Origin of the sequence: Acinetobacter sp. YH12039 (assembly GCF_013420015.1) — a bacterium.
Taxonomy (GTDB): Bacteria; Pseudomonadota; Gammaproteobacteria; order Pseudomonadales; family Moraxellaceae; genus Acinetobacter; species Acinetobacter amyesii.
Genome location: NZ_VOZA01000029.1, coordinates 16884 through 38443, shown reverse-complemented (window position 1 = coordinate 38443; position 21560 = coordinate 16884). Strand labels below are relative to the sequence as shown.

Genomic DNA, 21560 nt, shown 5'->3' with positions numbered 1-21560 from the left:
AATAATTCAAGTGAATTTGTTTGAAAGAAGAACTTTAAAAGCTTTATTTTCACCCGATAAAATACCCATAAAACAAGAGGAAGCTCAAATGAGCTTCCTCTTGTGAAAAATTGTGGGACAGCAGTGGACATCGCCCTCTTTTATTATTTTAAAACACCCTGCAAATACATCGCGTTTTAAAAATAATCCTTTAGATCACTTCAACCACAATCTTACCCACATGGTCGCCTGTATCCATGGCTGCATGTGCTTCTTGAATTTGATCAAACTTAAATGTTTTGTAAATCATTGGCAGGCATTCACCTTTAGACCATAACGGAACAACATTTTCCTGAATGCCTTTGGCAATCTCTGCTTTTTCTGCAGTATTACGCGCACGCATGGTTGAGCCTGTAATCGTCAAGCGCTTCATCATGATTTGACCCAATTTCACCTCTTTGGCTTTTGCACCGCCTAAAAATGCGATATAGACCAAACGACCATCACGACGCAATAGATTGAGGTTCTGCGCCAAATACGGTGCTCCAACGATATCTAGAATGACATCTACACCTTGCTCATTGGTCGCTTCATTAATCACTTGCTCAAAGTCTTGAGTCTTGTAGTTAATCGCATGTGTGATATCAGAGATCGCTGCTACTTTTTCATCTGAACCGACCGTAGCAAAGGTTTTCATGCCCAAGGCATTACACAGCATGATTGCTGTGGTTCCAATACCACTGGTTCCCCCATGAATCAGCACCGTTTCACCTGCTTTGGCTTTACCCATTTGGAATACATTGGCCCATACGGTAAAGAAGGTTTCAGGAATGGCTGCCGCTTGGGTAAAGCTGACGCCTTCAGGAATCGCAATGGTTTGGCTTTCAGGCACCACGCAATATTCTGCATAACCGCCACCATTGGTCAGTCCGCAAACCTTATCGCCCACCTTAAACAAAGTGACTTCTGCACCCACAGCAACCACTTCGCCTGCAACCTCTAAACCCGGTACTGGTGTTACCCCTTTCGGCATTGGGTACAAGCCTTGGCGCTGTAAAATGTCTGGACGATTGATGCCAAAGGCATGCACTTTTACCAACACTTCATCCGCTTTCGCTTCTGGGATGGCAACGCTTTCATAGGCCAGTTTATCTACACCGCCTGGCTCAGTAATAATGACCTGCTGCATGCTTTGCTGTGACATTGTTTTTCCTTTTCAATTATTGACTATTCATCTATCTATGCACTATTTGAACATAGAAAGCATACAGATTGAATAACAATGGACTTATGTATAATTGGCTGACTATTTAGCAAATTAATAATAGGCAGCACATGGTTCAGGTTGTTGAATATAACGAAGATAACGCCAGCGACTATGAATGGTTCGATGGTTTTGCCGTGATTCGTTTCTATGCAGACTGGTGCGCGCCCTGTGTGCAGAACTTCCCTGTATTTGAGCAGTGCGCAAGTCAAATGTCCGCACAGCATGCACAGCTCAAATTTGGCAAGGTAAATATTGATTCCTCACCGATACTAACCTTGCGCTATAACGTTTATGGACTACCTTCAACCTTAGTATTTTATCGCGGGCAAGTCATTCAACGTATTGCAGGAGTTAAATCGCTGACTGAATTAACAGCCATCATTCAAGATGCTATGCAGTCACATTCAACTCATGACTAAACGGATGTACCTTTTATTTGGATGCAGACTCATTCGGCAGGCGTACAAACTTCATTAAAGTATTACGCACCAATGGCAACACGATCAAAATGAGCGGGAACGCCACCATCCATGACATACCCCAAGCGCGCAGCCAAATACCAAGAAAGCCTTCAACTAAGCCTTTATTCATCAGCATATTAAAGCAGGAAATTGAACCGCTCATAATGCCGGACAGAATTAGAGGCATCAGCCAAGTCATATGTTTGGGATGAAATTTTGGGCGTTGATTCATCTGTAAACACCTATTGTTCGTCTTGGGCTGCGTTCTGGGCTTTTACGGTTTGTTTCAGTGTTTTCATAAACTGGCCGAAATGCGGCATGAAATCTTTAAATAAAGGATGGTCTTTATTTTCCAGCAAGGTTTCACCAAACAGTTTCAGACCCACAGCAAAGGCTTTGGTTTTTTCATCATCTAACAATTGCGCTTTGGTCAAATGCTCCAGCACCTTAAACAAGTCATCATGGTTGTAGGCATTAAACTGCAAAGCTTCGGTATAGGTCGATGGATTGCCCTGTGCATCGGCAATGTGTTTGAGCGTAATTTCATATTGATGCTGCTTCATTGTGTCACCTCCATACGGCTGATTTCAACGGCCGCCTGATCGATTTTTTCTGCAATGACATACACTTGTTCAGGTGTCAGTTCACAGTGCTGAATTTTGATACGCAGTGATGCTTTTAGGTTTTCCATCGCACGTTTGATGTCAACGTATTGTTCGTTGTTATGAATTTGCTTGCGAGTATCAAAACGGCACAGGATCTTCTCTACTGTGACTTTTTCAGTATTTAGATGCTCTACGCCTAACTGTGTAACGCTGTATTGTTTACGGTCTTCTGCATTCAGTTCTGCATGTATGTATTGCTGTTCTTCAAGGTAATTCAGCGTTGGGTAAATTGTACCTGTGCTTGGGCTGTAACCTCCGCCGACGATTGCGCCGACATCTTTGATAATATCGTAGCTGAACTTAGGTGCTTTGGAGATGAGATGCAGCACCAATAGTTTCATGTGCCCTGCTTCAAACAGGCGTTTGCGGGTTTTGACAGGACTTTCGATGTCTACAATCAGATCTGATTTCGACATAGGAAAGATATAGCTTAAGGTTAATTAAGATATATCTTAATATAATTTTATAAAATAAAAAACCACTTTTCAGTGGTTCTTAAAATTAAGAAAATACAAAATTATCCTGTAAATTCTTATATGCAATATCTATCTGGCGTGGAGTAAATTTCTTTTTATTTATATTCCAATTATGAATTTTATTTACTAATTCCTCTCTATCTTTGGAGCCTTCATATTTAGCTACCCAATGCACAGAGGCAAGTAACTCCAGACCAAATCTACTTTCAAAACCATCTACTATATCTGTAACTTTTTCAAAACGCTGCAATGTTTCAGGATAATTCTTAAGATATTCTCGAGCTTCTTCAACAGCACCAGGAACTAAACTGAGTGCTTTAGAAGGATCATCTCCACCATCATCATATCCCTGAATATAATGCCCTTCCATTACATTTAATACATGTCTTAAATTATCAGCATAAGGTCCATAAAGAGCTTTTTTATAATTTAAGCGCAAGGGTTCTCCTGCTTCCTGCATAAAATATAAAAGTTTTTGTACTTCCAACAAAGAAACAAATGGATCCAGTAGACCTTTTAAATATCTTTGCATTAATTCAATTAAAATTGCACGACCTGGAGTCATATTTGGCACTTGTTTATTGATTACTTTTTCAATTTTTATATTTGAATTTAATGGCTCGTATATCAAAATATCAATATCTGATAATCCATCTAAATAGTGAACAATTCTTTCTTTGACAATTTTCCAATCCAATCCCCCTAAACCTGCTCCTAAAGGAGGAATTGCTATAGACCTTATTTTTTTATCTTTAATCTCTAAAACTAAACTCTGCAAGCCGGATTCAATATCTTCAATACGACTTGCACCTTTCCAGTGTCTTTTTGTCGGGAAATTAATAATATATTTAGGATTAGTTAGTCCTAATGTTTCATAAATGAACATTTTTCCTGGTACTACTTCATTTCGTTTGCATGCTACAGCATAGTGTTTAAAGTTATCTGGCCATGCTTTCTTAAATTGAAGAGCAATGCCTCTACCCATTACACCAACACAATTAACTGTATTAACAATAGCTTCCACATCAGCTTTTAATATGTCGCCATGAGTAAATGTAATCATAACGAAATCTCAATAGTACCAATCTTGTTGGATTCTAACATGTGGCCTATGAGTTTGACCAACTAATAAAACGTTAACACGATTCAACATAGCTTGATTATAAACACCTATTTCTTTAACTAAATTCCATGAAATTGAATTCTCAATCAAAAATTCAGCTTGTTTTTGATCTCTACAGCTACTCCAATATCGACTAGAAATAGCATTCCAATCCAATAGACTTAGATCACTTAAATTATTGTAATCTTCAAAGAATCTAGAACCAGCATTAGTAGAGGTAAAGACCCAACGCCTTCTATTAGCTATTGCCCATTGAACACATTCATGCATATCAAAACGCAAATGAATGATATCAGACTGCCCTCCATCGTACGTTAAATCTGAATTACCCTGATTGATCATATACAGCATTACTGATCTGGGACAAAAATAGAATGGAACACATTCCCCCACATATAAATTAGGATAACAACTTAGAGTTAGCTCTGTTAAACGCCTTTGCTTTATGTGACTTTGACCAATTACCGTACCACCAAACTGATTTTGAGACACAATACTATCTGACAATAATCCATGTGATATTATCGACGAAAGTTTATCAATGTGCGCAATATGATATAAATATGGGTTAAGTGGTACTGTCATCAAATCATCCATGAATTTTTTCTATTTCTTTTTATTGGGATACTTAAAATAAAATCAACTTAAATTATTCAATTTATATCCTTTTTATAAAAAAACCCGCTTTTCAGCGGGTTATTCTAAATCAATTCAATCTATTACAGACGAACTAACTCAACAATTTTCTCAGCAACTTCTTCAGCAGTCTCGAATGCATAAGTCACATCAGTACCTTCAGCAGTATCTGTAATCACAACCACACCAGTTTCACGTACAAGCGCGACTTGCTCTACAGTTAAACCAGCTTTCGCAATCGCAACCACACCTTGTTGAATCAACAAACTTTCAATCGCTTGCGCATTTTCAAGGGCTTTCGCAGTCACAGTTACCGCAGCAGGTTTTTGACCTAAACGTGCAGCACGCGCTTCAGCAGTTACAGGCTCGTTGTGTGCAGTCCATTCAACCGCAGATTCAACCATACCCGCACCAACAGTCACGTTGCTTAAACGGTCAATAAAGATGAATGAACCTGTGTAACGACTGTCTTGGTAACGGTCAAATACCACTGGCGCATCAAACTCAATCGTTACATCTGCAATCGCATTCAATTCAAGCTGTTCAACTTCCGTTTTTTCCAGTGTGTTCACATTGGTACGATAGTTAATTTTCGCAACTTTCGCAGGAATAGTTTGTGTACCAAACTTCACGTTATACAGCTTGCCAACTACTAAAGGCGCATCTGTCATCCATACCACAGAGGCACGTGCAGAACGTGAAATGAGTGGCTGTTCGCCCGCTTTCACCAACACGTTACCACGTGAAATATCAATTTCATCGTTCAGTGTTAAAGTTACCGCTTGACCTGCAACAGCATGGTCTAAGTTACCGTCAAAAGTCACGATTTCTTTAACAGTCGAAGACTTACCAGATGGTAATGCAGTAATGGTATCGCCAACTTTCACTTCACCAAGTGCAATCGTACCGCAGAAACCACGGAAGTCGAGGTTCGGACGGTTTACATATTGAACAGGGAAACGGAATTCGTGCTTGCTCGTATCATGCGAAATTTCAACAGTTTCCAAAGTCTCCATTAAAGTCTGACCTTGGTACCACGGCGTATTTGGCGATTTGTTTACAACGTTATCACCATTCAACGCAGAAATTGGCGTGAAGATAATGTTCGCAGGTTTACGGTCGCCTAATTGGTTCACGAACTCGTTGTATTCAGCTTGAATCTCATTGAAGCGCGCTTCAGAGAATTCAACCAAGTCCATTTTGTTCACTGCAACCACAATGTTACGAATACCCAAAAGGCTTGCAATAAATGAGTGACGACGCGTTTGGGTTTGAACGCCATAACGCGCATCAATCAAGATGATCGCTAAATCGGCAGTCGACGCACCAGTCGCCATGTTACGTGTGTATTGCTCATGCCCTGGGGTGTCAGCAATAATGAACTTACGTTTTTCTGTAGAGAAATAACGGTAAGCCACGTCAATGGTAATACCCTGCTCACGTTCCGCTTGCAGGCCATCTACAAGTAAAGCCAAGTCAGGCGCATCACCCGTAGTACCGACTTTTTTAGAGTCACGAGTCACCGCTTGCAATTGATCTTCATAAATCAATTTTGAATCGTAAAGCAAACGACCAATTAGAGTCGATTTACCATCATCCACGTTACCGCAAGTGAGGAAACGTAGAAGGTCTTTATTTTCGTGTTGTTTTAAATACGCCAAGATGTCTTGGCTAATTAAATCTGATTGATGAGACATTGCTCAAAGCTCCACATATTCTTTTGAAATCGGTTTCTGAATCTTTTTAATCCCTCTAAATCTCCCTTTAAGAAAGGGAGACTTGGCTCCGTTCTTTCTCGGGAGTTCCCCCTCTTTCGTAAAGAGGGGGTTAGGGGGAGATTATGAGATTCTTAGAAGTAACCTTCCTGCTTTTTCTTTTCCATCGAACCTGCTTCGTCATGGTCGATCATACGACCTTGACGTTCAGATGTGGTGGCTAAAAGCATCTCTTGGATAATTTCCGGTAAAGTTGTTGCAGTTGATTCAACCGCACCTGTAAGTGGGTAACAACCTAAAGTACGGAAACGCACCGATTTCATTTGTGGCACTTCACCTTCGTTTAAACGCATACGCTCATCATCAACCATGATCAGTGTACCGTTACGCTCAACCACTGGACGTTCAGCAGCCAAGTACAAAGGAACCAATTTAATATTTTCGAGGTAGATGTATTGCCAAATATCCAACTCAGTCCAGTTAGACAATGGGAACACACGAATACTTTCGCCTTTGTTCACTTTACCATTGTAAAGATTCCAAAGTTCAGGACGTTGGTTTTTAGGGTCCCAACGGTGTTTAGTATCACGGAATGAGTAAACACGCTCTTTGGCACGAGATTTCTCTTCGTCACGGCGCGCACCACCGAAAGCCGCATCAAACTGATATTTATCAAGTGCTTGTTTTAAGCCTTGAGTTTTCATAATGTCAGTATATTTTGAGCTACCGTAATCGAACGGATTCACGCCTGCGTCTTTACCTTCTTTGTTTTGATGCACGATCAAATCAAAGCCATGCTCTTTTGCCATGTTGTCACGGAAAGTAATCATGTCTTTAAATTTCCAACCCGTGTCTACATGCAGTAGTGGGAATGGAAGTTTGGCAGGATAGAATGCTTTTAAAGCAAGATGCAGCATGACCGCTGAATCTTTACCGATTGAATACAGCATGACTGGGTTTTCGAACTCAGCAGCAACTTCACGGATGATATGAATACTCTCAGCTTCAAGCTGTTTAAGATGAGTAAGTCTTTCCTCATTTAATGACATGGACAACACCAGCTTAGAATATGTGTACTTATTACACTTTTAAAGATATATATACATTATAGTGATTAAGCTTTCATAACGATTGCTTGTTTTGTGATATTGATATTCTTATTCGTCATATACAAATTGTCTGATACTGCTTATCAATTTTAATTAATTTAATACAATAGACTTATCAATTTCATTATTATTCTAGTCCGAGATCCTTAAGTTTACGCAATTTTTTATCAATTAACTAATCGCTAAATCCTCTAAAAAATCGGTATTCAAACTCGCTCAAAGTACCTAAAGTAGCTATATCACTCTCCAATAGTTATTGATATGCCATATAGTCACTATACGCTTGAAACCTTAAAGTCGCTGATAGAAGCAGCAGGTCTTGCTGGCTATATTTATCAGCATTCTTCACACATCCTCGTGCTCCAAGAAGCCTTAAATGATGACGGCAGCCCGCTGAATAACTTTATCCAACATGAGCTGAGTGCAGACCAAATTGGCCTTCAGTTCGGCCTACGACTTTTGGACAATAAACTCGAATTTTTGATTGGGGTGACTCATAGTAACCAAGATCGTGGCTATGAAATTGGCGCTGGCAATTTAAAGGCCGATCAACGTGCATTTAATCTGCTCTATGCTTTTTATAATTTCCCCAAAGCATTTTACTTAATCCACTTCCCGCTCGCAGCCAATAGCACCCAGTTAGAAGAAGAAATTGAAAAGCAACTGTTTCAACTTGAAAGCTTGGGCTTTTTAGACACCGCGATTAAAACCAATCCGATGGGCGAACAAGTGAAGTGGATGAAAACCTTTATTGTTCAAGCGGCATTAGATATGAAAGTACGCATTCAAACTTCATTGTTATAAAAACGGTTAAAGCCACCTAAAAAGCGCTCTATTGAACGCCAGTTCAAATCTCCATATGACATCGAAAGTCACGGCAAAGCCCTCAGCACTGCTGTGACGCTTATAAATTTACATTTCCTAACATTGTTTTCTGTGCCGTTTAATAGGCCATTTCTCTCCCTTGAGCACGACCACTTATATATCTGCAATTAGACTGAAAATTTGATTGATCACAATGACTTAAATCTTAAATGGGTAAAGCAGAAATACTATTAACTTTAGATTTAGATAATCCTGACTTAATTGATCAACTATTTTTAAAGAAAAACTTAGTAATAGCTCACATAAAAGCCGACTTTTTGTTAATCTGATCTGTAATTTTTTTACACAATTTCGACAGATAATGTTATTTTATTTACTGAAAAAAATTCGGCCAGAATTATTTTTTTTGATTTTTTATAAGCATAAATATAGAGATAAATATAATGTGGGAATTGTTTACTCACCCGTCTAATATCGTGTTTAGCATCAGTCTCTGCTTAATGTTCTTGTTTGGACTTTTTGAGATTGTGTTAACAATTTTAGGGGGTGGTTCTCAAGGCTTCTTAGATCAATTCCTACCTGAGGATGTTGGTCATAATGCAGAGCTAGGTGTAGATGCCGATGCAGGTATCGTGACACGTGTGCTCGATTGGTTGTATTTGGGTCGTATTCCACTGTTTGTATGGCTCATCATTTTCTTATGTGTCTATAGTTTATTGGGCTTTACTATTCAAGCCGTCGTTAACCAAATGACCAGTATGATGTTCAGTGCATGGATTATTGCACCTGCATGTATTTTTCTGTGCATGCCCTTCGTACGTTTTAGCGCAATGCTCATTGCCCGTATTTTACCGCAAGATGAAACAACCGCCATTTATAGTGATGAATTGATCGGTAGAACGGCCACGATCATTTTGGGTGATGCACGACCACAGTCTCCTGCTCAAGCCAAAGTCAAAGATCAACACGGATTGACCCATTATATTTTGGTTGAACCTGAACAAGATGAAATTTTCAGCCAAGGTCAATCAGTGGTTTTAACCCAAAAAACAAATGTAGGCTTTCAAGCCACCATGCTCTAAATTTTGAATGAATTGATGCTCGATCAGTTCTTTTAACACCATATAAATACATTTAACGCGTCATACGTTCAGCAAATCTCGAAGTCATGATGAGTCAACAAAATACTGATTTTTAAACCAAACTTGTTAGCACTTTAGAGGGTTAACTTGAACTACAACAAAAGAGATAAACGTCCATGTTAGACATTATTCCAAGCGGTATCCTTGTTTCAGTCGGGATAATTTTTGCCGCACTTATTTTTATTGGTTTTATTATTGCTCGACTTTATCGTCGCTCAAGTAAAGAAATTTCATTTGTGCGTACAGGCTTCGGCGGTGAAAAAGTGATTTTAGGTGGCGGTGCTATTGTGCTTCCGGTGCTGCATGAAATTATCCCTGTCAATATGAACACCCTACGTCTTGAAGTTCGCCGTGCAGATGACCAAGCGCTGATTACACGTGACCGTATGCGTGTCGACGTGATGGCGGAGTTCTATGTCCGTGTGAAACCAACCGCAGATTCGATTGCTACAGCAGCACAAACGTTAGGTCAAAAGACCATGTCACCAAATGAGCTTAAAAATTTGGTCGAAGGTAAATTCGTTGACTCTCTACGTGCAGTTGCCGCAGAAATGGCGATGGAAGAATTGCATGAAAAACGTGTCGACTTCGTTCAAAAAGTTCAGCAAGTGGTGTCTGAAGATTTACATAAAAACGGTTTGGAACTTGAAACCGTTTCATTAACTGGCTTAGACCAAACAGGCTTTAAATACTTCAACCCACAAAATGCGTTCGATGCTGAAGGTTTAACTAAACTGACAGAAACCATTGAAGACCGTCGTCGTAAACGTAATGCGATTGAGCAAGATGCAGATCTTGCAATCAAGACCAAGAACTTAGAAGCAGAACAAGCACGTCTACAAATTTTGCGTGAAGAAGAATATGCAAAACTGCAACAAGAACGTGAAATTTCAATCCGTCGTGCAGAACAGCTTGCAGAAATTGCATCACAAGAAGCTGCTAAAAAACGTGAAGCCGAAGAAGCGCGTATTGCTGCTGAACGTGAAGTTGACTTAAAGCGTATTACTGCTGCACGTGACGTTGAAAATCAAAATATTCAAAAGTCACAAATTATTCAGCAAGCCCAAGTGGAACAAAAGAAAACCATTGAACTCGCTGAGCAAGACCGTGCTATTGCCATTGCTGAAAAATCTCGTGCTGAATCTGAAGCTAAAGCGCATGCCGATCAAGCCCGTGCTCAAGCGGTAAAAGCCGAAGAAGAAGTAATTACCGTGCGTCAAATCCAACAAGCTGAACGTCAAAAAGCTGTTGAATTGGTTTCTGCGAAAGAAAAAGCAGAGAAAGATGCGATTGCCATTACTGTCGCGGCTGAAGCGGGTAAACAAGCAGCTGCAGATGATGCAGAAGCTATCCGTATTGCAGCTGAAGCCGAAGCTGAAAAAGTTCGCTTAAAAGCAAAAGGTGAAGCTGACGCAAAAGTTCTCTTGGCTCAAGCGATGGAAAAACAATACCAAGTTGATGCTGAAGGTACACGTGCAGTGAACGAAGCAAACAACGTATTGTCATCTGAACAGGTTGAAATGCAAATTCGTTTAGCGATGCTGAAATACTTACCTGAAATCATTCGCGAAAGTGTGAAACCAATGGAAAACATTGATGACATTAAGATTTTGCAAGTAAATGGTCTAAATGGTGGTCATGCAGGTTCTTGCCAAGGTGATGCTCACCACGAAGGCAGCGGCAATGTTGCCTTGTCAGACCAAGTGGTGAATAGTGCCCTACGCTACCGCAGCCAGGCCCCACTGATTGATAGCTTGATGAGTGAGCTTGGTATCCAAGGTGGCGATATTAACGGTTTAACTCAGAGCTTAAAAACCAGCAAAAACTAAGTTTTTGATTGAGATAGGGCTCCATCAAATCTCTTTATTCAGAAGTGATTGCTTGAGCAACACATTCTAAATGAATTAAAAAAGCAGTGTCCGCACTGCTTTTTTTATGGCTTAGATACTTGTACTTATGGGCATACAATCTCCCAAAGAAATGAACAACATTTTCTGTCTTATCAGAGCGCTTTTAATGGTTTCTGACATTTATATTTCGCATCACAGCCTGATGTTAAATCAATGAACAAATGGCGTATTTCATAAAAATACTCATTTAGAAGCTATAGAGCAAACAGCATAAAATTATGAAACAAAATATTTAAAATCAATTAATTGATATATCCTTCTCATCTTACAGAATAAGATATTTACTTCTATATATTCAGCTCGATAACATTTTGTTCTATCTATTGTTTTTATAAAACTTGGAAATTGCTTATTAAATTGAAAATAGGGCCTAACAAGGTTTTTGCACTTCAAACCATCAACTAAAAAATAATAGCTGACTATAGATGTATATGCTCATGTAGATTTTCTTAAAAAAATTTCATCACTGAGATAGCAAATTTCACCAATTTTAAAGCTCCCCCTTCTCATATTCCTGATCTACCATCCTTTGTATAAGGCTTGAGAAAATTACAAATAAAATAAAATAATTTCTATTGAAAATATTAGGCTTCATCCAAGTAAAAAAGCTCTTTAATGATAAAGATCCATTAAAAATCTCAATTAAATTAGTTATTTTCCCTAAAATCAATATACTGCACGCCATACGAAATTATTTTTAAAAATCATAAACCTATGACCATCCCCGCAATCATCACATATTCGGATTATTATGTGTTCTTTACATTTCATAGTTATTGAACAACCAATATTCCATCCGTTTATGCAGCGTCACTGCACCCCAAAGCAGAACACATAGCCATGCCCTTATGGCTTTTGCATAGCGGCTGAAATACGCTTTTTTTTGCGTAAAAAAAAGAGAATCCGAAGATTCTCTTTTGATGTTTAAGTATGGCGATTAAACCAAACCTTTGCCTTTCAGCACTTCGTACATGGTCGAACCTAATTCAGCAGGACTACGGGTATAAGCCATACCCGCTTTTTCAAAGGCAGCGAATTTCTCTTCAGCTGTGCCTTTACCGCCCGAAATGATTGCCCCTGCATGCCCCATACGTTTACCTTTAGGTGCAGTTACACCCGCGATATAACCAACAACAGGCTTTGTAACATTCGACTGGATATATTCAGCTGCTTCTTCTTCTGCTGTACCACCAATCTCACCAATCATGATGATCGCTTCAGTTTGCGGGTCGTCTTGGAACAGCTTTAAGCAATCAATTTGGTTCATACCCGGAATTGGATCTCCCCCAATACCGATACACGTCGACTGACCTAGACCCAGCTTGGTGGTTTGCGCTACAGCTTCATAGGTCAGAGTCCCTGATCGCGAGATAATGCCGATTTTACCCGGCTGATGAATATGCCCCGGCATAATACCGATCTTACATTCACCCGGAGTAATAATCCCTGGACAGTTCGGACCAATTAGACGTGCATTATTACCATAGGTTTCTAGGTAACGTTTAGCTTTTAGCATATCGAGTGTAGGCACACCTTCCGTAATCACGACGATCAGCTCAACACCTGAATCAATCGATTCAATAATTGAATCTAGGACAAATGGTGCAGGTACATAAATCGAGGTTGCCGTTGCACCCGTTTCACGCACCGCTTCTTTCATGGTATTAAATACGGGCAGATTCAAATGTTGTGTGCCGCCTTTGCCCGGAGTCACCCCACCAACCACTTTTGTGCCGTAAGCAATAGATTGTTCTGAATGAAATGTGCCGTTTTTACCGGTAAAACCTTGTACCAATACTTTGGTGTCTTTATTAACTAATACGCTCATGATCTCTACTCCCTTAGCCTTTTACCGCAGCAACAATTTTTTCTGCAGCATCAGCCAAGCCATTTGCAGAAATCAATTTCAAACCTGATTCATCAAGTAATTTTGCACCCAACTCTGCATTGTTCCCTTCTAAACGAACAACCACAGGTACAGTCACATTTACTTCTTGAACCGCTGCAATAATTGCTTCAGCAATCATGTCACAACGTACAATCCCACCAAAAATGTTGATTAATACACCTTGTACAGAACTATCGGCCAAAATAATTTTAAAGGCTTCAATTACGCGTTCTTTGGTCGCGCCACCGCCTACATCTAGGAAGTTTGCAGGTTGACCACCATAGAGTTTAATGATGTCCATGGTTGCCATCGCTAGGCCAGCACCATTGACCATACAACCAATATTGCCTTCTAAGGCAACATAGTTCAAATCAAATTCTGATGCTTTCAGCTCACGCTCATTTTCTTGCGTTTTATCGCGTAGTGCTGCGATTTCTGGTAAACGATACAAGGCATTCGAGTCGATACCAATTTTTGCATCCACACATAAAATCTCGCCATTTTCACGTACGGATAACGGGTTAATTTCAAATAAGGCAAAGTCATTTTCAATGAATGCTTGATACGCAGCAGACATGATTTTGACAAATTGATTCACTTGACCATCTTTTAGGTTTAAAGCAAATGCCACTTCACGCGCTTGAAATGGTAATAAACCTACTAGAGGATCTACTTCAACTTTAATAATTTTTTCAGGGGTTTCTTCTGCAACTTTTTCAATTTCCACACCACCTTCAGTCGATGCCATAAAGGTCACACGGCGGCTAGAGCGGTCAACGACAGCACCTAGGTACAATTCACGCTCTACTGGATAAACATCTTCAGATACCAAAATACCGCTGACGGGTTGACCTAATGCATCTGTTTGATAAGTGACTAAGCGTGAACCGACCATTTGATTCACATAATCAGTGGCTTCTTGCGCAGATTTTACAACTTTAACGCCGCCCGCTTTACCACGACCACCTGCATGGACTTGGGCTTTTAAAACTGCAAACTTACCACCCAATTGCTCAAAAGCTTTGACTGCTTCTTCTGCGGTTGTTACAAATACGCCTTCTTGGACTGGCATACCATATTTTTTTAATAACGCTTTAGCTTGATATTCGTGTAGATTCATTGAACAACCTTTTACTCTTTTTTCGCTTTGTTATGACCCATTAAAGCCCAGACATCCGTCAAAGCAGCTTTAACCTTTTTTAAATCTTAAAATATTTCTTATCTTTATTTTTAGATGATTATTCAAATTAAAACAACCATCTGAAACAAAAAAGAGCGGCCTAAGCCGCTCTTTTTACATCTTATTTACGTTTACGCTGAATCGCGTGAATTGCACGCCCATCGACTGCAAGTGCAGCTTCGTGAACGACTTCAGAGAATGTCGGGTGACCGAAAGTCATTAACTGTAGGTCTTCAACACTTGATACGAACTCAAGTGCGATCATGCCTTGGTGTACGATGTCAGACGCAGCAGGTCCAATCACGTGCATACCGAGTAGACGATCTGTCTTCGCATCAGCAACAAACTTAACAAAGCCTGCGTTTTCACCAGCAGCCATTGCACGACCATTTGCAGCAAAGCCAAATTGACCTGTTTTAACTTCGTGGCCTTTTTCTTTCGCTTGCTCTTCTGTTAAACCAACCCACGCCGCTTCTGGGTGTGTGTAGATGACAGAGATGATTGTGTCGTAGTTCACTTGAGCTGCGTGACCGTGCATACGTTCAACAGCCATTACGCCTTCTTCCATTGCTTTATGTGCAAGCATTGGACCACGTACCAAGTCACCAATTGCGTATACGCCTTCAACCGAAGTTGCACACCAATCGTTTACTTCAACTAGACCGCGTTCAGTAAGTTTAATGCCTGAATCTTCAGCCAATAAACCTTCTGCATATGCTTTACGGCCAACACAAACGATCAATTTATCGAAAGTTTGAGTTTTGTCTTCGCCACCTTGCGTGTACTTAACAGTAACTTCACGGCCATTCACTTCTGTACCAGCAACTTTAGCGCCAACACGGATATCAAGACCTTGTTTAGTCAATACTTTTTGGTAGTCTTTTGCCAAAGCTTTATCAGCCATTGGTAAGAATGCATCCATTGCTTCAAATACAACAACTTCAGCACCTAGACGACGCCAAACAGAACCAAGCTCTAGACCAATGACACCCGCACCAATTACGCCAAGACGTTTAGGCACTTCTGGGAACTCAAGCGCGCCAGTAGAGTCAACAATAATGTCTTGATCTACAGGAGCAACAGGAATATTTACCGGCACAGAACCCGATGCAAGGATTACATATTTAGGTTCTAAAATTTGAGTTTCACCTTCGTGAGATACAAACTCAACTTTCTTACCTGCAAGTAATTTACCTGTACCTTTTAACCATTCGATACCGTTGCCTTTAAGTAGGCCATCAATACCCATTGTTAATTGGTTAACAATTTTGTCTTTACGATCAAGTAATTTTGCAAGATCAAATTTCACTTCACCTGTTGTAATACCGTGGTCATCTAAGTGATGAACGGTATCTTCATAGCGGTGAGATGAATCAAGTAATGCTTTAGATGGGATACAACCCACGTTTAAGCAAGTACCACCTAAAGATGGTTTACCTTTATGAATACGTTTTTCAATACAAGCTACTTTAAAGCCTAATTGAGCAGCGCGGATAGCAGCTTCATAACCACCAGGACCGCCACCAATAACAACTAAATCAAATTGAGACATATGTATCTCCAAAAATGGGCTTAGAGGATCGCTCTAAGCCCATTGCATTATTCTGAAGTATTAAAGATCAAGGATTAGCTTAGCTGGTTCTTCTAACAATTCTTTGATTGTTACAAGGAAGCCTACTGCTTCTTTACCATCGATTAGACGGTGGTCATAAGAAAGCGCTAAGTACATCATTGGCAAGATTTCAACTTGACCATTTACAGCCATAGGACGTTCTTGGATTTTATGCATACCCAAAATCGCAGTTTGTGGCGTATTTAAGATAGGTGTAGAAAGCAAAGAACCGAAAGTACCACCATTAGTAATAGTGAATGTACCGCCAGTCATATCTTCAATACCCAATTTACCATCACGCGCTTTACCAGCGTATGCACGGATACCATTTTCAACTTCAGCATAGTTCATGCGGTCAGTGTCACGAAGAACTGGAACTACTAGACCACGGTCGCTTGATACAGCAACACCGATGTCGTAGAAACCGTGATAAACGATGTCATTACCATCAATCGAAGCGTTTACAGCTGGGTAGCGTTTAAGTGCTTCAGTTGCCGCTTTAACGAAGAATGACATGAAGCCAAGACGTGCACCATGACGCTTTTCAAAAGCATCTTTGTATTGCGCACGCATTTCCATGATTGGTTTCATGTTTACTTCGTTGAACGTAGTCAACATTGCAGTTTCTTGAGTTGCAGCAAGTAGACGTTCAGCAACACGCTTACGAAGACGAGTCATAGGAACACGTTTTTCGATACGTTCACCAACAGCAACGCTTAATGGCGCAGCAGCAGGAGCAGCTGGTTTAGCTTGATGGTTTGCAACATCTTCTTTAGTGATGCGACCGCCACGGCCAGTGCCAGCAACGTCAGCAGCAGCAATGCCAGACTCAGTCAATGCTTTACGCACTGCAGGAGCTTGATCAGCAACAGGTTGAGCACGTTCAACAACAGGAGCAGCGCCCGCTTGAGTTTGCGCAGCAGCTTGTTCTACTTTCTCTTCTGATTGAACAGCTTGAGTTTGAGCAGCGCCAGAAGCAGCACCTTCTTCAAAAGTCGCAATCACTTCGTTCGATAAAACTGTATCGCCTTCGTTTTTAACAATTGCAGAAATCGTACCGTCAGCAGGAGCTACAACTTCTAAAACAACTTTATCTGTTTCAATATCACAAATCACTTCGTCACGTGATACTGCTTCACCTGGTTGTTTGTGCCAAGTTGCAACTGTACCGTCAGCAACTGACTCTGGGAATACCGGTGCTTTAATTTCGGTTGCCATTATTAAGAATCTCCTGTTATTCAGCTACGATAGCTAAAGCATCATTTACGAGCTGAGCTTGTTGTTTTGCGTGCAAATATGGTGAACCACAAGCCGGTGCAGCAGAAGCTTCACGACCTGCATAACTAATACGAACTTGTTTGCCCGCTTTCATCACGTCGTCATACAGACGCGGAGCGATGAATAACCATGCACCTTGGTTCTTCGGTTCTTCTTGAGCCCAAACCAATTCTTTAACATTTGGATATTGTGCAAGAACTTCAGCAAGACGTGCTTCTGGGTACGGATACAATTGTTCAATACGAACGATTGCTGTGTTGTTCAATTCTTTTTCACGACGTTTTTCAAGTAAGTCGTAGTAAACCTTACCACCACAAAGCACTAGACGAGTTACGTCTGACTTGTTGATGTTGTCGATTTCGTCGATCACAGTTTGGAATGAACCATTTGCAAGTTCTTCTAATGTAGAAGTTGCAAGTTTGTGACGAAGAAGAGACTTCGGTGAAGTCACGATCATTGGTTTACGGATTGGACGAAGTGCTTGACGACGCATCGCATGGTAAATCTGCGCTGGTGTAGTCGGTGTGATCACTTGCATGTTTTCTTCAGCACATAGCTGTAAGAAACGCTCTAAACGAGCTGATGAATGCTCAGGACCTTGACCTTCAAAGCCATGTGGAAGAAGCATAGTCAGACCGCATACACGTTCCCACTTAGTTTCGCCAGACGCGATGAACTGATCGATTACAACCTGTGCACAGTTTGCGAAGTCACCAAATTGCGCTTCCCAAATGACAAGGCTCTTCGGAAGAGTCGTTGCATAACCGTATTCGAATGCAAGAACCGCCATTTCTGACAATAATGAGTCATAGATAGCTGTACGTGGTTGGTTTTCTTTCAAGTTACATAATGGAATGTAAGTTGAACCATCTACTTGGTTATGAAGTTTTGCATGACGGTGTGAGAATGTACCACGACCAACGTCTTCACCTGTTAAACGAACAAGGAAACCTTCATCTAGAAGAGACGCGTAAGCTAATGTTTCAGCAGCACCCCAGTTCAATGGCATTTCACCAGTCTGCATTTTCAGACGGTCATCAATCACTTTAGCAACCTGACGTTGCATCACGAAGCCTTCTGGAAGCTCGCGCATTTTCGCACCAAGCTCTTTTAGACGTTCGATTGGGAAAGTGGTATCCCATTTGTCTGTGTATTCGTGGCCTAGGTAAGGTTTCCAGTCCACAAACATTTTTGTATTTGGCTCAAGTACCAACGCATTTGCAACGTGTTTACCTGCTTCAAGGTCAGAACGATACTGTTCAACCATTGCATCAGCAGAAGCACGATCAAGAACACCTTCTTGTACAAGCTTGTCAGCATAAAGCGTACGTGTAGTCGCTTTTTTATTGATGATTTGATACATCATTGGCTGAGTTGCAGCTGGCTCGTCGGCTTCGTTATGACCACGACGACGGTAGCAGAACATATCGATTACAACGTCTTTACGGAATGTATGACGGAAATCGTGTGCCAATTGAGAAACAAATAATACAGATTCAGGATCATCACCGTTCACATGGAAGATCGGTGCTTGGATCATTTTCGCGATGTCAGTACAGTATTCTGTAGAACGCGCATCACGTGGGTCAGACGTTGTGAAACCAACTTGGTTGTTTACAACGATATGAACTGTACCACCCACGGTATAACCGCGAGTTTGTGACATTTGGAAGGTTTCTTGGTTTACACCTTGACCTGCAAATGCAGCATCACCGTGAACGATGATTGGTAATACATCATCACCACCGATATCTTTACGACGTACTTGACGTGCGCGTACAGAACCTTCTACTACAGGTCCAACGATTTCTAAGTGTGATGGGTTAAACGCTAATGCCAAATGAACTTCGCCACCCGGAGTCATTACGTTTGAAGAGAAACCTTGGTGGTATTTAACGTCACCAGAGCCTTTTTTATGCAGAGATTTACCTTCAAACTCACCAAATAGATCAGCTGGGTTTTTACCCATGATGTTTACAAGAAGGTTTAAACGGCCACGGTGAGGCATACCGATAACCACTTCTTTACAGCCTACTGAACCTGCGCGTTGAATAAGTTCATTCACCATAGGAATGAAAGATTCACCACCTTCAACACCGAAACGTTTCGCACCAACGAATTTGTTACCAAGGTATTTTTCTAGGCCTTCAGCTGCAGTTAGACGTTCAAGGATGTGTTTTTTCTGGTCTGCAGTGTAGCCAAATTGACCACGAGTACCTTCAAGGCGTTGTTGAATCCAACGTTTTTCTTTTGTATCAACAATGTGCATGTATTCAACACCAATCGAAGCAGTATAAGTTGCTTCCATTGCTTGAACCATTTCACCAAGTGTTGCTTCAGACTTACCGATTGCAAGGTTACCTGTATTAAATACAGTATCTAAGTCAGACTGCGTTAGACCGTGCGCAGCAAGATCTAGATCAGGCACGATTTCACGTTTTGCAAGACCAAGTGGATCTAATTTTGCGTTTTGATGACCACGGTTACGGTATGCAGCGATCAACTGTAATACACCGATTTGACGGCGTTCATGCTCAGAACTTACTGCACTTTGCACTACAGGCTGAACACGGCTTGAATTACGGCCTAATAATAGGAATTGCTCACGTACATTGCTATGTGGTTGATCACCTTTCGGGAATTTATCGAAGTATTCACGCCAATCAGCCTCTACTGAGTCTGGAGCCGTTAGATACTGCTCATAAAGTTCTTCAATATACGCTGCACTGTCAGCGCTAAGTTCAGTGTCAAGACGCAGTGCGTCAGCAACTTCTTGCATTTGTGGACCCATTTCCTATTGCAAAACATTTCAGGATGCTTTTTAAGCGAACCCATGATTAGTAATGTCAAATTGGTAATATGACATTAGTCCCCATTAGGCTTAAGCCTTGAGGCGTTATCACTACATTAGGATTACCCAATGTGATTAATGAACAATAACGCCCTCAGCGGCATCATTACTCATTGAGAAATACCCGACATAAATCGGGCAATTTTTGCAAATCGTCTTAGAAAAAATAAAATTTGCACCATTATCTTTTCTAAAGCGACTTTATTAACATTTATATACCGTCTACAGCGCTTAAATTGTAGAAAAAATGTACCCAATTCAAAGTCATTTTTTACATATAGTGATGCTTTAAATGCTAACACGTTCGAGCATTTTCAATTGATTTTTTTGACACATACCTCTCATAAATTAGCGAAATACACTGTTTGTATTTTCATCTATGATATGGTGCTACATATAAAATGATCTTTCAATTAAGACAAAAGTCTACGTTCGATTTTTCCCTCATCTCATATACAAAAACAAAAGAGAGCTGACATTCCTATCCTCTCTCTTTTTACTACGTTACATAATAACATCTTCTAATCCTTTTGACAGACTTGAACGAGCGTTTCATCAATAAATAACCATTTATCTATCGCTTTATACCTTTAATTCACTACGTTTCTATGAAATCCATTTAAAGCAGTCAGCAATGACAGTGAATAACTTTCACTATCATCACTTTTATATATGACAAAAAAAAGCGCACCCAATGGTGCGCTTCTTTTTACTGCTAAATCTATTAACCTAGATCTAAAAGCATATTACGGATGTGACCGATTGCTTTAGTTGGGTTAAGACCCTTAGGACATACAGATACACAGTTCATGATACCTTTACAACGGAACAATGAGAATGGGTCGTCAAGACGAGCCAAACGCTCTTGAGTTGCTGTATCACGAGAGTCAATGATGAAGCGATATGCGTTCAACAATGCTGATGGACCCAAGAACTTGTCTGGGTTCCACCAGAATGATGGGCATGAAGTTGAACAACATGCACAAAGAATACATTCGTACAAACCATCTAAGTGTTCACGCTCTTCAGGAGACTGCAAACGCTCTTTAGGAGGCGCAGGCTGATTGTTGATTAGGAACGGATGGATTTTATTGTACTGATCGTAGAACTGATTCATATCTACAACCAAGTCTTTAATTACTGGAAGACCTGGAAGTGGACGAATTGTAATCACTTCTGGTAAGTCGTTTAGGTTCCAAAGACACGCTAAACCATTTTTACCATTGATGTTTACACCATCAGAACCACAAATACCTTCACGACATGAACGACGGAATGTTAATGATTCGTCTTGTACTTTTAATGCTAGAAGCGCATCAAGCAACATACGGTGCTTGTCAGTCAACTCTAGTTTAAAAGTTTGCATGTACGGAGCTGCATCCTTATCAGGATCGTAGCGGTAGATATTAAATGTACGAGTACCTCTACTCATCTTACTTCTCC

The 21560-nt window shown here is 40.5% G+C and carries 18 protein-coding genes; 4 read left to right on the top strand and 14 right to left on the bottom strand.

Annotated elements, in window-relative coordinates; all coding sequences use genetic code 11:
- Positions 1-190: 190 nt before the first annotated feature.
- Positions 191-1183, bottom strand: a complete 993-nt coding sequence (locus FTT98_RS12170; RefSeq protein ID WP_180041692.1) for an NAD(P)H-quinone oxidoreductase — start codon at positions 1181-1183, stop codon at positions 191-193.
- Positions 1184-1314: 131 nt separating this feature from the next.
- Here FTT98_RS12170 and FTT98_RS12165 point away from each other — a divergent pair, with 131 nt between their 5' ends.
- Positions 1315-1665, top strand: a complete 351-nt coding sequence (locus tag FTT98_RS12165; RefSeq protein ID WP_180041690.1) for a co-chaperone YbbN — start codon at positions 1315-1317, stop codon at positions 1663-1665.
- A 13-nt stretch (positions 1666-1678) separates the two neighbouring features.
- Here the strand turns inward: FTT98_RS12165 and FTT98_RS12160 are convergent, their stop codons facing one another.
- The 7 genes from FTT98_RS12160 to cysD all read right to left on the bottom strand — a co-directional run bounded on the left by FTT98_RS12160 (position 1679) and on the right by cysD (position 7371).
- Positions 1679-1939, bottom strand: a complete 261-nt coding sequence (locus FTT98_RS12160; protein WP_180041688.1) for a DUF2798 domain-containing protein — start codon at positions 1937-1939, stop codon at positions 1679-1681.
- A 10-nt stretch (positions 1940-1949) separates the two neighbouring features.
- A complete protein-coding gene (locus FTT98_RS12155) occupies positions 1950-2270 on the bottom strand; it encodes a DUF3861 domain-containing protein (RefSeq protein WP_180041686.1) in 321 nt (106 codons plus the stop codon).
- The gene (locus FTT98_RS12150; protein ID WP_180041684.1) at positions 2267-2788 is read right to left on the bottom strand and encodes a PadR family transcriptional regulator; all 522 of its coding nucleotides are present in this window, start codon (positions 2786-2788) and stop codon (positions 2267-2269) included. The genes FTT98_RS12155 and FTT98_RS12150 overlap by 4 nt, the downstream gene beginning before the upstream one ends.
- 85 nt (positions 2789-2873) lie before the next feature.
- Positions 2874-3911 (bottom strand): macro domain-containing protein, encoded by a 1038-nt coding sequence (locus tag FTT98_RS12145; RefSeq protein WP_180041682.1) that lies wholly within the window; start codon positions 3909-3911, stop codon positions 2874-2876.
- A gap of 9 nt (positions 3912-3920) precedes the next feature.
- Positions 3921-4556: a DUF4433 domain-containing protein gene (locus FTT98_RS12140; RefSeq protein ID WP_180177403.1), complete on the bottom strand. Its 636-nt coding sequence runs from the start codon at positions 4554-4556 to the stop codon at positions 3921-3923.
- Positions 4557-4690: 134 nt separating this feature from the next.
- The gene (gene cysN, locus FTT98_RS12135) at positions 4691-6304 is read right to left on the bottom strand and encodes a sulfate adenylyltransferase subunit CysN (RefSeq protein ID WP_180041680.1); all 1614 of its coding nucleotides are present in this window, start codon (positions 6302-6304) and stop codon (positions 4691-4693) included.
- A gap of 152 nt (positions 6305-6456) precedes the next feature.
- Positions 6457-7371: a sulfate adenylyltransferase subunit CysD gene (gene cysD / locus FTT98_RS12130; RefSeq protein WP_078189893.1), complete on the bottom strand. Its 915-nt coding sequence runs from the start codon at positions 7369-7371 to the stop codon at positions 6457-6459.
- Between the two features lie 321 nt (positions 7372-7692).
- Here cysD and FTT98_RS12125 point away from each other — a divergent pair, with 321 nt between their 5' ends.
- The 3 genes from FTT98_RS12125 (at position 7693) to FTT98_RS12115 (ending at position 11227) form a co-directional block, all read left to right on the top strand.
- Positions 7693-8235 carry a hypothetical protein gene (locus tag FTT98_RS12125; protein WP_180026463.1) on the top strand — a complete coding sequence of 181 codons (543 nt, stop codon included), beginning with the start codon at positions 7693-7695 and terminating at the stop codon, positions 8233-8235.
- Between the two features lie 464 nt (positions 8236-8699).
- Entirely contained in the window at positions 8700-9338 is a 639-nt protein-coding gene (locus tag FTT98_RS12120; RefSeq protein ID WP_111884396.1) for a YqiJ family protein, read from the top strand.
- A gap of 176 nt (positions 9339-9514) precedes the next feature.
- Positions 9515-11227 carry a flotillin family protein gene (locus tag FTT98_RS12115; protein ID WP_168379214.1) on the top strand — a complete coding sequence of 571 codons (1713 nt, stop codon included), beginning with the start codon at positions 9515-9517 and terminating at the stop codon, positions 11225-11227.
- Between the two features lie 1018 nt (positions 11228-12245).
- On the opposite strand, the gene sucD is transcribed toward FTT98_RS12115, so the two are convergent.
- The 6 genes from sucD to FTT98_RS12085 all read right to left on the bottom strand — a co-directional run bounded on the left by sucD (position 12246) and on the right by FTT98_RS12085 (position 21549).
- Positions 12246-13136 carry a succinate--CoA ligase subunit alpha gene (gene sucD / locus FTT98_RS12110; protein WP_168379215.1) on the bottom strand — a complete coding sequence of 297 codons (891 nt, stop codon included), beginning with the start codon at positions 13134-13136 and terminating at the stop codon, positions 12246-12248.
- A gap of 13 nt (positions 13137-13149) precedes the next feature.
- On the bottom strand, positions 13150-14316 hold the full coding sequence (gene sucC, locus FTT98_RS12105; protein WP_078192988.1) for an ADP-forming succinate--CoA ligase subunit beta: 1167 nt from the start codon (positions 14314-14316) through the stop codon (positions 13150-13152).
- Positions 14317-14497: 181 nt separating this feature from the next.
- Positions 14498-15928 (bottom strand): dihydrolipoyl dehydrogenase, encoded by a 1431-nt coding sequence (gene lpdA, locus FTT98_RS12100; protein ID WP_078189903.1) that lies wholly within the window; start codon positions 15926-15928, stop codon positions 14498-14500.
- Positions 15929-15988: 60 nt separating this feature from the next.
- Positions 15989-17206: a 2-oxoglutarate dehydrogenase complex dihydrolipoyllysine-residue succinyltransferase gene (gene odhB, locus FTT98_RS12095; RefSeq protein WP_078192990.1), complete on the bottom strand. Its 1218-nt coding sequence runs from the start codon at positions 17204-17206 to the stop codon at positions 15989-15991.
- 16 nt (positions 17207-17222) lie between these two features.
- Complete coding sequence (locus tag FTT98_RS12090) at positions 17223-20045, bottom strand: 2-oxoglutarate dehydrogenase E1 component (RefSeq protein ID WP_111884450.1); 2823 nt, start codon at positions 20043-20045, stop codon at positions 17223-17225.
- Positions 20046-20841: 796 nt separating this feature from the next.
- Positions 20842-21549: a succinate dehydrogenase iron-sulfur subunit gene (locus tag FTT98_RS12085; RefSeq protein WP_078189905.1), complete on the bottom strand. Its 708-nt coding sequence runs from the start codon at positions 21547-21549 to the stop codon at positions 20842-20844.
- Between the last annotated feature and the right edge of the window lie 11 nt (positions 21550-21560).

Excerpts from the sequence above, each read along its gene's own strand:
- FTT98_RS12170 (WP_180041692.1), bottom strand. The coding sequence starts at position 1,183 with ATGTCACAGCAAAGCATGCAGCAGGTCATTATTACTGAGCCAGGCGGT.
- FTT98_RS12165 (WP_180041690.1), top strand. The coding sequence starts at position 1,315 with ATGGTTCAGGTTGTTGAATATAACGAAGATAACGCCAGCGACTATGAA.
- FTT98_RS12160 (WP_180041688.1), bottom strand. The coding sequence starts at position 1,939 with ATGAATCAACGCCCAAAATTTCATCCCAAACATATGACTTGGCTGATG.
- FTT98_RS12155 (WP_180041686.1), bottom strand. The coding sequence starts at position 2,270 with ATGAAGCAGCATCAATATGAAATTACGCTCAAACACATTGCCGATGCA.
- FTT98_RS12150 (WP_180041684.1), bottom strand. The coding sequence starts at position 2,788 with ATGTCGAAATCAGATCTGATTGTAGACATCGAAAGTCCTGTCAAAACC.
- FTT98_RS12145 (WP_180041682.1), bottom strand. The coding sequence starts at position 3,911 with ATGATTACATTTACTCATGGCGACATATTAAAAGCTGATGTGGAAGCT.
- FTT98_RS12140 (WP_180177403.1), bottom strand. The coding sequence starts at position 4,556 with ATGACAGTACCACTTAACCCATATTTATATCATATTGCGCACATTGAT.
- cysN (WP_180041680.1), bottom strand. The coding sequence starts at position 6,304 with ATGTCTCATCAATCAGATTTAATTAGCCAAGACATCTTGGCGTATTTA.
- cysD (WP_078189893.1), bottom strand. The coding sequence starts at position 7,371 with ATGTCATTAAATGAGGAAAGACTTACTCATCTTAAACAGCTTGAAGCT.
- FTT98_RS12125 (WP_180026463.1), top strand. The coding sequence starts at position 7,693 with ATGCCATATAGTCACTATACGCTTGAAACCTTAAAGTCGCTGATAGAA.
- FTT98_RS12120 (WP_111884396.1), top strand. The coding sequence starts at position 8,700 with ATGTGGGAATTGTTTACTCACCCGTCTAATATCGTGTTTAGCATCAGT.
- FTT98_RS12115 (WP_168379214.1), top strand. The coding sequence starts at position 9,515 with ATGTTAGACATTATTCCAAGCGGTATCCTTGTTTCAGTCGGGATAATT.
- sucD (WP_168379215.1), bottom strand. The coding sequence starts at position 13,136 with ATGAGCGTATTAGTTAATAAAGACACCAAAGTATTGGTACAAGGTTTT.
- sucC (WP_078192988.1), bottom strand. The coding sequence starts at position 14,316 with ATGAATCTACACGAATATCAAGCTAAAGCGTTATTAAAAAAATATGGT.
- lpdA (WP_078189903.1), bottom strand. The coding sequence starts at position 15,928 with ATGTCTCAATTTGATTTAGTTGTTATTGGTGGCGGTCCTGGTGGTTAT.
- odhB (WP_078192990.1), bottom strand. The coding sequence starts at position 17,206 with ATGGCAACCGAAATTAAAGCACCGGTATTCCCAGAGTCAGTTGCTGAC.
- FTT98_RS12090 (WP_111884450.1), bottom strand. The coding sequence starts at position 20,045 with ATGCAAGAAGTTGCTGACGCACTGCGTCTTGACACTGAACTTAGCGCT.
- FTT98_RS12085 (WP_078189905.1), bottom strand. The coding sequence starts at position 21,549 with ATGAGTAGAGGTACTCGTACATTTAATATCTACCGCTACGATCCTGAT.